General features: G+C 45.6%; 14 protein-coding genes. 8 read left to right on the plus strand and 6 right to left on the minus strand.

Translation table 11 applies throughout. The features are described from left to right. The first annotated feature begins 83 nt into the window (after positions 1 to 83). From ViNHUV68_RS16230 to ViNHUV68_RS16245, 4 genes are all read left to right on the plus strand, one after another. Positions 84 to 1,367: a DASH family cryptochrome gene (locus ViNHUV68_RS16230; protein WP_391091583.1), complete on the plus strand. Its 1,284-nt coding sequence runs from the start codon at positions 84 to 86 to the stop codon at positions 1,365 to 1,367. Beyond that, the gene (locus ViNHUV68_RS16235; RefSeq protein WP_391091585.1) at positions 1,367 to 2,911 is read left to right on the plus strand and encodes a cryptochrome/photolyase family protein; all 1,545 of its coding nucleotides are present in this window, start codon (positions 1,367 to 1,369) and stop codon (positions 2,909 to 2,911) included. Before ViNHUV68_RS16230 ends, ViNHUV68_RS16235 begins: the two co-directional genes overlap by 1 nt. A 92-nt stretch (positions 2,912 to 3,003) precedes the next feature. Then, a complete protein-coding gene (locus tag ViNHUV68_RS16240; protein ID WP_391091587.1) occupies positions 3,004 to 3,732 on the plus strand; it encodes a TSUP family transporter in 729 nt (242 codons plus the stop codon). Positions 3,733 to 3,842: 110 nt separating this feature from the next. Then, entirely contained in the window at positions 3,843 to 4,223 is a 381-nt protein-coding gene (locus ViNHUV68_RS16245) for a YccF domain-containing protein (RefSeq protein ID WP_391091853.1), read from the plus strand. Between the two features lie 50 nt (positions 4,224 to 4,273). Here ViNHUV68_RS16245 and ViNHUV68_RS16250 read toward each other — a convergent pair whose 3' ends face one another. After that, complete coding sequence (locus ViNHUV68_RS16250) at positions 4,274 to 5,047, minus strand: transporter substrate-binding domain-containing protein (RefSeq protein ID WP_391091588.1); 774 nt, start codon at positions 5,045 to 5,047, stop codon at positions 4,274 to 4,276. Next, positions 5,031 to 6,149 carry a histidinol-phosphate transaminase gene (hisC, locus tag ViNHUV68_RS16255; RefSeq protein WP_038173528.1) on the minus strand — a complete coding sequence of 373 codons (1,119 nt, stop codon included), beginning with the start codon at positions 6,147 to 6,149 and terminating at the stop codon, positions 5,031 to 5,033. Before hisC ends, ViNHUV68_RS16250 begins: the two co-directional genes overlap by 17 nt. A 152-nt stretch (positions 6,150 to 6,301) precedes the next feature. On the opposite strand from hisC, the gene ViNHUV68_RS16260 reads away from it, so the two are divergent. Further along, complete coding sequence (locus ViNHUV68_RS16260) at positions 6,302 to 7,216, plus strand: LysR substrate-binding domain-containing protein (RefSeq protein ID WP_391091591.1); 915 nt, start codon at positions 6,302 to 6,304, stop codon at positions 7,214 to 7,216. Here ViNHUV68_RS16260 and ViNHUV68_RS16265 read toward each other — a convergent pair. Continuing rightward, positions 7,213 to 8,079, minus strand: a complete 867-nt coding sequence (locus tag ViNHUV68_RS16265) for a glycerol kinase (RefSeq protein WP_391091593.1) — start codon at positions 8,077 to 8,079, stop codon at positions 7,213 to 7,215. The genes ViNHUV68_RS16260 and ViNHUV68_RS16265 overlap by 4 nt on opposite strands. Positions 8,080 to 8,240: 161 nt before the next feature. Next, positions 8,241 to 10,202: a glycogen debranching protein GlgX gene (gene glgX / locus ViNHUV68_RS16270; RefSeq protein WP_391091594.1), complete on the minus strand. Its 1,962-nt coding sequence runs from the start codon at positions 10,200 to 10,202 to the stop codon at positions 8,241 to 8,243. 443 nt (positions 10,203 to 10,645) lie between these two features. Here glgX and lamB point away from each other — a divergent pair, with 443 nt between their 5' ends. From lamB to ViNHUV68_RS16285, 3 genes are all read left to right on the plus strand, one after another. After that, a complete protein-coding gene (lamB, locus tag ViNHUV68_RS16275; protein ID WP_391091596.1) occupies positions 10,646 to 11,845 on the plus strand; it encodes a maltoporin LamB in 1,200 nt (399 codons plus the stop codon). A gap of 82 nt (positions 11,846 to 11,927) precedes the next feature. Further along, positions 11,928 to 12,836, plus strand: a complete 909-nt coding sequence (locus tag ViNHUV68_RS16280; RefSeq protein ID WP_391091598.1) for a MalM family protein — start codon at positions 11,928 to 11,930, stop codon at positions 12,834 to 12,836. A 196-nt stretch (positions 12,837 to 13,032) separates the two neighbouring features. Beyond that, complete coding sequence (locus ViNHUV68_RS16285; protein WP_038173538.1) at positions 13,033 to 13,647, plus strand: fumarylacetoacetate hydrolase family protein; 615 nt, start codon at positions 13,033 to 13,035, stop codon at positions 13,645 to 13,647. Between the two features lie 175 nt (positions 13,648 to 13,822). Here the strand turns inward: ViNHUV68_RS16285 and ViNHUV68_RS16290 are convergent, their stop codons facing one another. Beyond that, positions 13,823 to 14,131, minus strand: a complete 309-nt coding sequence (locus ViNHUV68_RS16290) for an AzlD domain-containing protein (RefSeq protein WP_038173539.1) — start codon at positions 14,129 to 14,131, stop codon at positions 13,823 to 13,825. Then, positions 14,128 to 14,847 (minus strand): AzlC family ABC transporter permease, encoded by a 720-nt coding sequence (locus ViNHUV68_RS16295; protein ID WP_038173540.1) that lies wholly within the window; start codon positions 14,845 to 14,847, stop codon positions 14,128 to 14,130. Before ViNHUV68_RS16295 ends, ViNHUV68_RS16290 begins: the two co-directional genes overlap by 4 nt. Between the last annotated feature and the right edge of the window lie 176 nt (positions 14,848 to 15,023).

Consider the following 15,023-nt stretch of genomic DNA (forward strand, 5'->3'; position numbering starts at 1 on the left):
TCAACTAAACTCTATACGCTTGTCGTTACGTATAAACTCAGCGAGGCAACCTAGGCCTCGCTGATTGTTTTACAGGAGAGAAAATGTTGCAGCAAACGATCGGGCTTTATTGGTTCAGTCATGACCTAAGAGTTGAAGACAACAATTTGCTGGCGCTCGCCGCAAAAGAAGTGGATGCGTTGATTTGCGTCTATTGCCCCGCTGCGATTAGCCCTTTTTTGGCGCAATTTTCACAGCAAACTCAGTTTGGCACTGAGAAACAGCGATTTATTGATCAGTCATTACACGATCTTGCTTTCCAGCTATCTCAATTCGACCAACAGCTAATAATCTTAAACGAGGACCCTTTTGATGCTCTGCATGAGCTTGTCAGCTCCGCGAAGGTCACTCATCTCTATTGCAATCGACATAGTGGTTACAATGAGCAGCGTTGCGTACAAGCTTTGCAGCAAACTTTCCCGTTACTCAAAGTCAGGCAAGAAAATGTCAGCAGCCTGTTCCACGCAGAGCAACTGCCTTTTGACCTCGACCAATTACCGAATACATTCACGCAGTTTCGCAAGCGCGTTGAGTCGCTTGAGTTACCTGCTTGTGCCAGCGTGAGTTCACTGCCGCAAGCGATTGAGCTTCCTTTTGCAAGTCTAGCTCCAGTTAAATACTCGACCAACGAGCAATGGTTGATTGGCGGGTCAACAGCGGGACTTGAGCATTGCCGAGACTATTTTGCAACTCACAATGCAAGTCAGTACAAACTAACTCGCAACGGTTTGGAGGGCAAAGATTACTCGACCAAATTCTCTGCTTGGCTTGCGCTCGGGTGTGTATCACCAAGGCAGATAATGCGTCAGCTCTTAAGTTATCAAGCTCAGAATGGCGCTAATGACTCGACCTATTGGATCTATTTTGAGCTGCTGTGGCGAGAGTTTTTTTATTGGTACGCGATAAAACAGGGGCAACGACTGTTTGTTCACTCGGGTTTAAAAACAGCGGCAGTAAGCAAGCATTTTAATCAGACACGCTTTGACGCTTGGGTTCAAGGCCGAACTGGGTATGCCATTGTTGATGCCTGTATGCGCCAGCTTAGCCAAACCGGATATATGTCAAACCGTGGCCGCCAATTGGTCGCCAGCTGCTTTATTCATGAGCTCGGATTAGACTGGCGTTATGGTGCGGCTTACTTTGAAACTCAGTTGATTGATTACGATGTCGCGTCCAATTGGGGCAATTGGCAATATTTGGCGGGAGTCGGTGCCGATACTAATCCAAATCGTCAATTTAATCTCGAAAAACAAACCGCGATGTATGATCCACACGGGGTATTTATTGCCCGCTGGCTTGAGACCAACAATCATGGAGTGACACCATAGTGCAATTTAATACCATTCGACTGATTTTGGGCGATCAGCTTAATAGTAACCATTCATGGTTTGCTCAGGTCGATGATTCAGTGCTTTATCTTATTGCAGAGCTTGATCAAGAGGCGCACTACACTCGCCATCATATCCAGAAAATATGCGCTTTCTTTGCCGCGATGGAGACGTTTTCCTATCAGTTGCAAGAGCAAGGCCATCAGGTGCTGCATTTGACCTTAGATGAAACTAAGCCGTTCGACTCGCTCAGTGACTTGATTGGTCATTATGTCGCGACAACGGGCGCGAGTAAGTTTGAGTACCAAAGACCCGATGAATACCGCCTCTCTATACAGTTAGAGGCGCTCAAGCTAGAACAATGTGCATCGCAGCGTGTTGAAACGGAGCATTTCTTATTGCCTTACCCAGAGATTTGCGAGCATTTCAATAAAGGCAAACATGTGATGATGGAGCATTTTTATCGCAAGATGCGTAAGCGCTTTGATATTTTAATGGATCAGGGAAAGCCAGTGGGCGGAAAGTGGAATTATGATGCCAACAATCGAAATAAGCTCAAACCAACCGATATTGAGCAACTTCCTGAACCGCTGATGTTTTCTGTGCCTATCGACGCAATACTTGAGCGCATCGAACGCCACAAAATTAGTACCTTAGGCAAAATAGGACCAACGTTACTTTGGCCCGTTAACCGCAATCAAAGTTTGTCACTGTTGGCGCATTTTTGTCAGGTTTGCTTGCCTCTGTTTGGTCGTTTTCAAGATGCGATGACCACGCAGCATTCGGCGAAGTGGAGCTTATACCACAGTCGGCTGTCATTCTCGCTCAACAGTAAAATGTTAAGCCCGCTTGAGGTGGTTGAGGCGGCGTTGTCGGCTTATGGCAAAAACCCTGACATTGATATCGCTCAGGTAGAAGGTTTTATCCGTCAAATCATCGGTTGGCGTGAATATGTTCGTGGTGTCTATTGGATCAACATGCCAGAGTATGCGCATAAAAATCATCTTAAGGCACAAAACCACCTCCCTGACTACTTCTGGAATGGCAAAACCAAAATGGCCTGTCTGAGTCAAGCGATAGGTCAATCGTTGGATTATGCGTACGCGCATCATATACAGCGCTTAATGGTAACGGGGAATTTCTGTTTAATCAGCGAAATTGAACCGAGTCAGGTCGATGCTTGGTATCTAGGTATCTATATTGATGCGATTGAGTGGGTGGAAATGCCCAACACTCGTGGAATGGCGCTATTTGCCGATGGCGGTGTGGTCGGTACCAAGCCTTATGCGGCCAGTGGTGCGTATATCAATCGTATGAGTGACTACTGCAAGAGCTGTCATTATCAGATTAAGAGTAAAAGTGGTGAGCGTTCTTGTCCGATGAACAGCTTGTATTGGCGATTTATGGTCAAACATCGTGATACGTTAGCCTCCAACCCTCGTATCGGTGTGATTTATCGTTCTTGGGATAACATGGACTCTGACGCACAACAAGCGGTGTTAGAGACGGCGCAAGGCTATCTGAATAACTTAAATCACTTATAGATAAATTGGTTATATGGTGGATAATCGCGGTTGATTAGATGTTCAATTGGACTATGATAGGTGTTCATTTTCCTTTGAATTAAAGGGTTTATATGCTCGCCGAGTGGATAACACCAGAGGCAATGATTGCCGCGTTGCTGATTTTTTTTGGCTCTTTTGTTCAAACCGCGATTGGTTTTGGTTTGGCCATTGTTGCCGCGCCGCTGTTGTTTTTGATCTCGCCGGACTATGTGCCTGCGCCTATCTGTTTAGTGGCGTTATTTATTTCAATACTTAACGCGTTGAAGCATCGTGATAGTGTTGAAATCGGTGGCTTGAAGATGGCATTGATTGGCCGAGTGCCAGGCTCGATAGCTGGTGGCGTGCTATTGGTGATGGTATCGACCGATTTACTTGCCTTGTGGCTTGGATTTCTCGTGCTGCTTGCCGTGGTAGTGAGTTTATTGCCGTTTCGTATTGAGCCTACACCAACAAGAATGGGCATAGCTGGCTTTTTCTCGGGCTTTTTTGGTACCAGTTCGGCGATTGGAGGCCCACCAATGGCACTGTTGCTGCAACATCAAGAAGCCAACCAGCTGCGAGGTAATCTGTCGGCTTTTTTTGTCTTTAGTTCGATTATCTCGCTTATTATCCAAGTTCCTGCCGGTTTTCTGACCTTGCACCACTTATGGATCTCTGTGCCACTCATCCCGGCTGCATGGCTTGGTTATATGTTAGCGCGAGCAACGACACAAACCTTGCCCAAACAACAAATTCGTATCGGTGCTCTGTTGCTATGTTCAATCAGTGGCGGTACTGCGGTATGGCAAGGAATGAGCTAGGCGTTTGGCAATCGCCCCAATATCAATCGGTTTATAGTTAATTAGCGAGGAAAAACGCAGTGCTAAGAGTATTAGGTAATATTATTTGGTTCCTATGTGGCGGCATTATTATGGGGCTGATGTGGTGGTTTTTCGGGCTGCTGGCCTTTATTAGTATCATTGGTATTCCATGGGGACGTGCGTGTTTTGTGATGGGAAACTTTTCGTTTTTCCCATTCGGTCAAGAAGCGGTCAGTCGCAACGAATTAACCAACGAATTAGATATAGGGACCAGTCCACTCGGAACGATTGGTAACATTATTTGGTTTTTACTCGCAGGAATTTGGCTTGCGATTGGTCATATTATGTCGGCGGTGGCGTGTTTTATCACCATTATCGGTATTCCTTTCGCGTTGCAGCACCTGAAACTTGCGCTGATTTCATTAGCGCCAATTGGTAAAACGGTGGTGCCGAAAGAGCAAGCGGCGATGGCGCGTTACGGTAAACGTTAATCGATGCCACAGAGAAAAAGCCTATCGGTTATCCCGATAGGCCTTTTTTGTTAGAGCTCTTCACCATAAATATCGAATGAGAAGTACTTGGCGGCGATTTTGTCGTAGGTTCCATTGGCGCGAATGGTCTTGATTGCCTGATTAAACTTTTCGGCCAGTTCTTGGTCTTTTTGACGCAGAGCCAGCGCGGTTCCCTCGCCAATATAGGCTTTGTCTGTTACCGCTTTACCCACAAACTCAAAACCTTGGCCGATTGGCTTGTCTAAAAACGCCAGTGCTAGCTGATCGGAGTTACCAAAAGTGGCATCCAAACGCCCGTTTGCCATATCGATGAAGACTTCATCTTGGCCTGAGTAGCGTTTGATGGTGGCCACTGAGCCAAATTTGTCGCTGACATAACGATCGTGAATTGTCCCGCTTTGTACGCCGATCACTTTGTCTTTCAGCCCTGCGACACTGATTTCGATTGCGTTGTCTGCATTGGCGACAAAGCGCGCAGGAGTTTGATAATACTTATCCGTAAAGAGAACGCGTTTTTTGCGCTCTTCAGTAATTCGCATCGATGCCATTATCACATCTGATTTACGGGCTAACAGGCTTGGAATTAGCGAGTCCCAACCTTGCGAAACCCAAGTACATTCCAATTTTGCTTGTTGGCACAAAGCATCGGCAATTTCGATATCGAAGCCGACTGGATTACCGCTTGAGTCCATATAGTTGAACGGTGGATAGGTAAAATCAGACGCTAAACGTACTTCTTTGGCCAGTAACGGGGTAGAGAATAGTGCAGCGGCGCAAGCGAAAGCGCTAAGCATTTTGTTCATGTTTAATTTCCTTATTATTTTCAATCGATATTGTCCGTTGATGAGGGTAGTTGCAAATGGTTTCCGCAACGTCTCGCATACTGTTTTTTGAGCCAATCGTGATTCTGACGCAATGTTTGAGGCTAGGCTCATGCGCTTGGTTGCGCGTCACTATGCCCTGCTCTAATAGGAATTCAAATAGGTCGACCTCGCACTGAGTTCGAATCAGAACAAAGTTGGTTGCCGATGGATAGATGGTTTCAATCCAGTCGAGGTGTTGAATCTGTTCGATGAACTGCTGTCTGGTGGCAACGAGTTCGTGGGTATGTTGGGTGACTTTATCTATTCCCTGAGGGCTTAATGCTTGTAATACGATCTCGGCGGAGCTGTCTGGCATTGGGTATGGCGGGATAAGCTTAGCAACAAAATCCATGACAGAGGACTGGGCGATGACAAAACCACATCGTACGGCCGCGAGGCCAAAGGCTTTTGATAAGGTACGAATGACGACGAGGTTGGGGTAATGTGCGACTAAGTCGACCACGCTTTGCTCAAGTTCAAACTCAATATAGGCTTCATCGACAACCACAAGGGCGCTGTTTTGTGTTTGCTCCAAGACAGAAATAATCTTATCTCGATTGAGCAATTGTCCGGTGGGATTGTTCGGCGAGCAAAGAAAAATGAGATTAGCTTGTTGTGCCGCTGCAACCACCTGATCAACATCAAGTTCAAAATCGGGAGCGAGCAGTGGGCAGTCAATCACATCGATAGCCAGCGATTCGGCGCAGAATTCATACATCGCATAAGTAGGGCTGCAAATGGCAATGGAGTCTTTACCTGGCTGACAAAAGGTTCGGACTAGTAAGTCAATAGCCTCATCGGCGCCACGCACTGCCAGCGTTGGTTGTTCACAATGGCAGTATGCTTGATAAGCTTTAGCGATCTCATAAGGTAAAAAATCGGGGTAGCGATGGAGTGGGGTTTGACGAGCTTGATACTGTATTGGCGTTTCAAGTTCATTGGCATTTAACCATAACCTTCCTGAGCCACCGATACGCCGCGCCGATTGGTATGGTATTAACTTTTTTATGTTCTCTGGAGCGAGTTTTTCAGCAAGTGACATCGTGTAAGTTATCCTATAGTGAATATTTAGTCGTACAAAAGTTGTTAAAGTAACTAAATTCCCTTTCTAGATAACAATCTAGTCAATAATTGTTTTCGGTTGAATCGAAATAAAGGCATACTAGCCATGCAAAAAAATCATGGATGATAAAAATGAACAGCCGACTCCCTTCAACAAAAAATTTGCAAGCCTTTCTCGCGACAGCTCAGTATCTCAATTTTACTCATGCCGCTGAGACGCTCAATATGACGCAAGGAGCGATCAGTCGTCAGATACAAGCGTTAGAAAGTTTAATCGGCGTCGCCTTATTTTATCGACAGGCTCGTGGATTAGCGTTGACGCCGGAGGGCGCGAAGTTTGTACCGTTTGCTGAGGACATTATTCATCGTTTACAGACGGCCATCAGAGAAGTTGCAGACAGTGCTAACCGGATTAAGCTCAATGCACCAAGCTGTATTACGTCATGGCTGTTGACACGTATCGCCAACTTTCAACAAGCCTACCCTGATGTCAATGTGGAGTTAACGTCGACGACTAAACACCAAGCGGTGCCAAACTTTGACAGCTTTGACCTTATCATTACGTATGGTAAGCCGATACGCAGCAAAGCCGTTGAACAGCTGGTTCTGTTTGACGAAGTGCTGGCGCCAGTATGCTCTCCCGAACTATGGCAAAGCATCGCTCTACATGGCGATCATGGTGAGCTTGATGAGTTAGCAACGTTAAAGCGCTGTACTTGGCTGCATGCCAATACAGAACAATCGGATTGGTCGTTGTGGTTAGCATCGTGTGGCTACAAAAACGTGCTCGGTAAGGGTAACCAAACCTTTGCAACCCTAGATCAAGCGATGAATGCTGCTCAACAAGGTTTTGGTCTCGCCATCGGTGATATCACGCTGGCCGCGCAAGACTTACAATCAAAGCGATTAGTCCGTCCATTTGCCTTCAGTGTTCGCTCTGGTCATAGTTATCATCTGCTAAACCCCAAGCATGAAGAGACGCCAAGAGTGAGCGAGTTGATCCACTGGTTGGTGAAAGAGAGTGATAAGGCACAAGCGTTGGGTTAATAAGCCTTAATACCAAAGGCTTTTAAACGCCCGGGCAGAATGTCATCGAGTTTGTCGATTTCATGAGGAAAAACCTCAATGAGATCAAAATTGTGTTGTGCGTATATCGCACGGACACTCGCTTGTTCTTGTTGGCTCATTTCACCGTTATCTTTACCCCAATATTGCAAATAGACTTTGCCTGTCGGGAGATAAAAGTCACTCAACACATCTGCTTCAATCGGTAGCTGCCTATCGTAAGCATGAATCACCCCGTTCATATGCAACCAGTTGTCCATCTTGAGTTCACCTAGCGAGCGGACGTAGTGTCCATCGAGAGTACGGTGTTTGGCTTCAAACTTCTGTCTAAAGCTTGAAAGGGATTTGTCGGTCGCATGGGCCTGTGCATCTTGACCGGAAAACTCAATGACAGACTGTTTAAGGCGTTTGTTACGGATAATGGAGTCGTGCCAGACCACAAAGTGTTGACCGCTCTCTTTGTCTTGGCGCTGAGAACCGCCAACGGCCAATCCAGATGAAGTGATATGCCAGCCATTGTCTTTTTTGGCGATCCAACCGAGTTCTTGTAGTAACTGGTTAATCTTTTTAGCGTTTAACGTGAATCGCTGGCCGATTTGAGTCGCGCTGAACGTTTTGCCGCTGGTGGCGGTCAGATCGATCAATAAATTTTGTGGCCAGACAATAAACGGACCAAATTTTTTATGCTCTAAGTACTCGCCACCAAACTTGCGGCCAAGTTCGGTTAGCACCCAAGTCTCGTCAGCGCGGTTGATATAACCGGCGGTTTTAAGGTCGTGAAACAGCTGCTTTGCCTCAATATTGCGCAGTTTGGCTAGCGCAGAGGTTGAGATCTTGTCAGACATGCCTTTCTCCTAAGGGATTTTTCAATTGTTGGTGCTAAACCACAAAAATCATGTAGATAGTGCCAATTATTGGCAACGAGAGCCAGTGGTAATGGCTCAGCTTAGGCATGAAAAGTGACGCTGACCAAGGTATTTGGTCAGCGTTGTCAACGGTCATGTGTTTATGGGTGAGTTTTCGCGCCTTGGGTAAAGAAAATGGCCATTGAGGTGGGTGCAATTAAGACTTGCTTGTGATCAATACTCTGGTGCAGATCATGCGAGTCGGTGTTGCAGATCATGATCCAGTTGTCAGCGGTTTCTGGTAGGGTAAAACGCGCTGGAGCATTGGTTTGGTTGATGCAATAAAACAGCTCATTACCAGCCTCGCCAATGCCTAAGTGTAACGCGACTGAGCTAAGTTGGTTCCAATCATCATGCTCCATAAAGCTGCCATCGATCCGACGCCAATAGATACGATTGTGATTGCGCTGCTTGCCGCTGAACGCGCGAATAAAGGGCAACATATACTCTTGACGCGCCTTGACCAATTCCGCAAGCCAGGCTCTAAAGCGCAGTTTGTTGTCACTAAGTTGCCAATTTAGCCAACTGATCTCGTTGTCTTGGCAATAGGCATTGTTGTTGCCTTTTTGAGTGTGAGAAAGCACATCCGCGGTCAGAATATGAGGGATACCAAAGGCGAAGAGTAGACTCGCCATAAAGTTGCGCTTCTGTTTTTCGCGCTTTTCAACAATCAAAGGGTTTTCGCTATGGCCTTCGACGCCATAGTTATCTGAGCGATTATCGCCGTGGCCGTCACGGTTTTGCTCTCCGTTTGCTTCATTATGTTTATGCTTGTATGACACAAGGTCTTGCATGCAGAAGCCATCATGATAGGTAATGTAATTGACGGTCAGTTTGTATGGCCAGTTAGCTGCGCTGTAGAGATCGCGTGAGCCCATAATACGTGTAGCGAACTCTTTCAGGTAGCCGTGATCACCTCGCCAAAAACTGCGGGTAATATCGCGCAGGCGATCGTTGCATTCATTCCAACCCAGTGGGAAGTTACCTACTTGGTAGCCATTTGGACCAATATCCCAAGGTTCGGCAATCAATTTAACTTGCTTGAGGATCGGGTCTTGACCGACGGCTTTAAAGAACCCAGCATCTGGGCTGAAGTGCTCACCTTGACGGCCCAGTGTCGCCGCCAAGTCGAAACGAAAACCATCGATTTGATATTCGCTTACCCAATAACGTAGAGTGTCCATCACAAGGTTAAGCGCAGGTTGATACGTAACATCAACGGTGTTGCCACACCCTGTGTAGTTAGCGAAATGCTCTCCTTGCTTAATGTAGTAATGCTTGTCTAACGCTTTTAAATTGAATACAGGTCCATCAGCCCCGCCCTCAGCAGTATGGTTATAGACCACGTCCAAAATCACCTCAATGCCGTTGCGATGCAGCTCGCGAATCGCTGTCTTGAGTTCAAGTACGGCGTCTTTTTCAGCATAACGTGGGTCGGGAACCATAAATAAGTAGGGATTGTAGCCCCAGTAGTTGACCTTATTCATCTTGAGTAAGTGTGGTTCGTGCATACAGGCAGCAATAGGCAGAAGTTGCAGGGTATTGATGTTCTGCTGTTTATAGAATGCCAACATGTCAGAGCTGATCAGCCCGAGGTAACGACCTTGATGACTAGGGCTAACACTTGGGTTGAGTTTAGTTAATCCTTTTACATGGGTTTCGAATAATACCATCTCGTCACGTGGGCGGTTTGGCGGCGTTACCCCTTGCCAATCGAAAGCATCGTCAACGACGACACACTTAGCAAGTTGGAAACTTTTATCGCTACTAAAAGGAACTTGATAATGCAGAGGTTTGTCTATCGCTTTAGCGTAAGGATCAGAAATAAAATGGGCTTTGTTTTTTACCTCGATAATATAACCGTAGCGTTGGCCCACTGTTATACCGGCAATGTGAGTAAATTTGATGCCCGCGTACTCACTGTCTAACGGGTAGGTTTTGAACTCGCCGCTTTTTTCAAACAGGGCGAGCTTAATATCTTCTGCGTCAGGAGCATAAATTGAAAAATTGCATCCTTGGCTATCGGTTGTCGCCCCTAAGGGGTATGGACGTGAACACTGCATCGTAATTACTTATTGTTTTTGTTTCTTAGTGAAATATTAGTAAATAGTTTTGTGTAGATCAGGTCAAGCTCCTTTATAAAAAAAACTGTTGTAATTTAATTTCATTATTTGTGTTTTTTATCGATAAACAGTGAGCGATCTGACATTCTGTGGTGACAATCTTTTCCGAATCGATTCATCTCCTCCTTACTTTTGTGATTCAACCCTTAAAAACGCCGTAGGGTATGATTTCTACTCCTTTCTCATCCCCCTTAACTATTTCTCATCTGGAGGATTTTGTCTGTCTACTCCCCAGTTAATCTTGCAGCAGTTGAAACAAACAGGGACAAGGGCAAGAGCCTAGATCCCATCTTACCTCTCTTTTATTTTGAGTCTGTTTCTGCCTTTTACAGAGTTAAGCACTAAGAGAGTAAAAGAATAATAATCCCTAAATGGAGTTAATAATGAAAAAAGTAAGTGTAATTGCTGCTGCAGTGGCGACGACTTTATCTGCTGGTGCATTCGCAGCTGACGTGGATTTCCATGGCTATGCGCGTGGTGGTGTAGGTCTGAGCGGTGAAGGTTCTCATGTAACTTATGAAAAGAACAAAGTAGGCCGTTTAGGTAACGAAGACGACCTATATGCAGAACTTGGCCTAAATGCTGAGTTGTACAGTCAAGGTGATGTTACTTTCAATCTAGAAACATTGGTTGCATACGGTCAAGCGGGTAACAATAACTGGGAAGGCAATGCCAATGCACTTCGCGTTATGAACGTACAAGCTAAAGGTTTGTTTGAATCAGACAAAGAAGCGGTACTTTGGGCTGGTCAACGTTACTACCAACGTAAAGATATCCACATCACTGACTTTTACTTCCTAGACACTTCTGGTGGTGCTGGTGGTGGTATCGAAAACCTATCACTGGGCGAAAACGTAAAAGCGTCATTCGCACTTATGCACGATGATGGTTCTCAAGGTGCTGAGACAGTATCTGGATACACATTCGATGCGCGTTTCGCTGGTATCAAGCTAACAGACAACACAAACCTTGAGTTGGCACTAGCTTATGATTTTGCCAATGAAGCTGAAGGTCAAACTGTTGCTGCTGATGACGGTGTACTAGCGACGGCCGTCTTTGGTACAGGTTTATCAAATGGTTTCAACCAGACTGTGCTTCAGTACGGTACGGCTTCATACGGTAAGCAAATGGCAACCTACGGTGGCGGTGGTTGGTATAACCGTTCTGGCGGCAACAATGATGCAGACGGCTTCCGTATCATCAACTGGGGTGTCACAGGTCTAGGTGATGCTTGGGAACTGGGTCACGTCGTAATGTACGCTCAAGCGTCTGATACAGACAGTGGTGATATCACAGCTTACAATGCGGTTGTTCGCCCTATGTACAAATGGGATGAGCACATGAAAACAGTTTTTGAAGTAGGTTACTTTGCTGATGAAACAAAGAACAGTGGTACAACGACAGATGCTGCTGGCTCTAAGTTAACCGTAGCGCAAGCATGGTCTGCTGGCTCAAGCTTCTGGGCGCGTCCTGAAATTCGCGTTTACGGTTCATACTTTATGGATCATGAAGCAGATAGCTTTGCCAACAATACTGATGACTCTGAGTTCAGTGTTGGTATCCAAATGGAAGCTTGGTGGTAATATAGTTTCTTAATTTTATAAGTCCATAAATTAAAGCCGGCTTATACTGAGTCGGCTTTTTTCGTCAAAAGTTGAGGTTTACATGAAACATTTAGTTCTAGGCTGCGCAATCAGTATGGCTCTGTTGGGGTGTGCCACGACAGAAACGGTTGTGTTTGATGCGAACAATGTTTCGCAAGTTGCAGAGTCATATTCTCAAATTCAATGGATCGATGTCGAGCCAACCAAGCGAGTTAACTTCTCAATTGATGAAAGAAACCAGACATACGAATTTGCTGCTGGTATGAGCCCTATTGCGGCTTTTGATATTAATACTCAAGGCAAAGAACTCGAACTAGAGATCATTAGCCACTTTAAAAAGAGTGTTTTTTATCCTAATGCTTTGTTACTAAACGAAAATAACCAAGTTTTAAAAACATTTGGCACAGAAGACTTTGAGTATAAACATGCCTATGGATTAGATGGCGATCGCCTGACCACAGAGATCACAATTCAACCAGTTGGTCAGCAACGTGTCAAATTATTAGTCTATACGACTCCTGAGTTGGTTGAAGGCGAGTCTGAAGTTTTACATCCGGTAAAACTGGATGCAATTGCCCGTGGGAACTACCCGCCAGATGTTCCGAACCCGGTCATTCCTCACGCTCAATATGGTGAGCTGAGTATTGTCGCAAAAGTCGATAGCGCGATTGTTGTTCAAGACCCTGTAATGGTTTCGAGCACCGATACGGCGCAGCAAAAGTTTAAAGATGAGCTGGCAACGCAAGAGAAACCAGACCTACAAACGACAACGGTTATTGCGACCGAACTCGCGACGAATGACATCTCGAGCATTCTTTCGGTCGAGCAGCAACAGTTCTATCTTTCTAGCATTGAAAATGCGGTTAAAGTTGGAATGTTAGACAAGGCATTAGCCTTACTTGAAGAGGCCAAAGCACTTAATGTTGAGGGCGCTCAGCAAGTCTTTATTAAAGCCGTGAACAGTCGATAGTCACGACATCATTGAATTTATTAAGCCCTCGCATTGTCGAGGGCTTTTTGATTATTTGCTGCTAGTGCACATTTAGCTCGTCGATTTAAATAACCTATGCTGGGATCAAGACTGAAAAAATGCCTTTCTATCATTTAATTACTAGTGACTTCGATTAAAATAGCCGCTGTTTGATTAATCAGTCAGGGATGATGGCATGTATAGTGTGAAAGTCGGTGAGCAAGTGCTTCAACCAAGTAAAATTTTATGTGTTGGGCGAAACTACCTTGAGCATATTCAAGAGCTCAATAACGCCATTCCCGATCAGATGGTGGTTTTTTCTAAGCCGCCGACATCAATATCGACAACGTTGCACTCCTTCCATCAAGAGCCTCTTCACTATGAAGGAGAGATCTGTTTCGTGGTTGAAAAAGGGGCTCTTGCTGCGGTTGGCCTCGGTTTAGATTTGACTAAGCGCGAGCTTCAGTCGCGCCTCAAACAAAAAGGGCTTCCCTGGGAGCGGGCGAAAGCGTTTGATGGTTCTGCCGTGTTTAGCCGTTTTGTGCCGTTGAAAGGGATTGACGTTGATTCGCTTGAAATTGAGCTATTCATTAACTGTGTGCGGGTCCAGAAAGGATCAGTCAAACAGATGATGTATTCACCTAGCACCATATTACAAGAGCTTGCTGGCTATACTACCTTGTGTGATGGGGACATTATTATGACGGGGACGCCTCAGGGCGTGGGGGAAGTTCACCCCGGCGATCTGTTTTTAGCGCGCCTAAAGTCGAATGACACCACCTTGATAGAAATAGAGTGGGTCGCGCAATAAAGCCCTTTACTTTAACCTTGGGGCAAGGATTAACCTCTTATTGATTGCTCAATAGGAGGTTTTTTATGGGATGTTGTAACCGGGCCCCCAAAGAAGGCACCAACAGCTTGGCTACGCTTATCAAAAGCACATTAGTGATTGGTTTAGCCTTGTTTATCATTGTCGCGCTGTTTGGTTAAAGCAGTTTCAGCGCTAAAAAGAGGACCATACTCACAATGGTAGTCAGTAGTACATTGTTAGTTTTCCAGGCCAATAGTGCTGCAATAATGGCAGCGACCAGATAAGGGTTAGAGCTTGAAAGCGATAGCTCCTGTTCTGGCATAAATACGATCGGAGCCCAAATCGCGGTCAGCACAGCAGGGCTTGAATAAGTCAGCAGCCTGTGTGCTTGTGAGTTGAGCTTAAGTGGCAAACGTGGCTCTAGAAACAGATAACGACTTAGAAAAACCAACACAGTCATAGCAACAATAGAGAGCAAGATCATGCTTTTCCTCCACGCAGTGTCTCGGTGAGATAACCCGCTACCATACCTGCGACACTGGCGATCATTAGCCCTGATTCTATTTGTAGCGCATAGCACCAAACCGAAAGTATCAGTGAAACTAACACTGCCACCAAGACTGGCGAAGATTTGATGTTAGGGACAACGATGGCGATAAAGGTTGCAGCCACAGCAAACTCTAAGCCAAGTTCATTGATGGCGGGTATGTGTGTGCCTGCGATAATGCCAGCCAAAGTGGCGAGATTCCAGCATAGATAGAAACTCAAACCTGCTCCCAGTGCGTACCAGCGATCAAACTGTTTCTCGGATTGTTGGCCACAAATCGCGAACAGCTCATCGGTGAGCAAAAAGCCCAACCCCAAGCGCCATTTAAGCGGGAGTGGCTTGATTTTCTCTCGCATTGAGACGCTATAGAGTAGATGACGAGACGTAATAAAAAATATTGCCAACAGCATAGTGGCAAGTGTTGCGCCTGCTTTGAACATCCCAGTGGCCACCAGTTGGGCTGAACCTGCGAACAAAATAGCAGAGAGCGCTTGGCTTTCTAAAACCGTTAAACCGGACTCAATGGCAAAAGAACCCGCTAGCAGTCCCCAAGGAATTACGGCAATACTTAATGGCACCATGGCGATAGCACCTTGGCAAAATAGTTTACTGCGGTTTAAGCGTGAATCGGTATTGATAGTCATTGTATCCATAGACGTTTGTGATTATTGATCGTGAGTAACGCTACTTAGCTATGCGATGAGTGCTAGCCATTGTCGGTCATTGTTTTATCTTTGTCGGAGATTCGGGATAGCTTACCGCTTGTGTGATTTTTTGTACAAAATTGCGTTTTTTAACGATTTCTATATTTGCGATTAAATTGGTTAAT

The organism is Vibrio sp. NH-UV-68, from assembly GCF_042940635.1.
GTDB classification, from domain to species: Bacteria; Pseudomonadota; Gammaproteobacteria; order Enterobacterales; family Vibrionaceae; genus Vibrio; species Vibrio pacinii.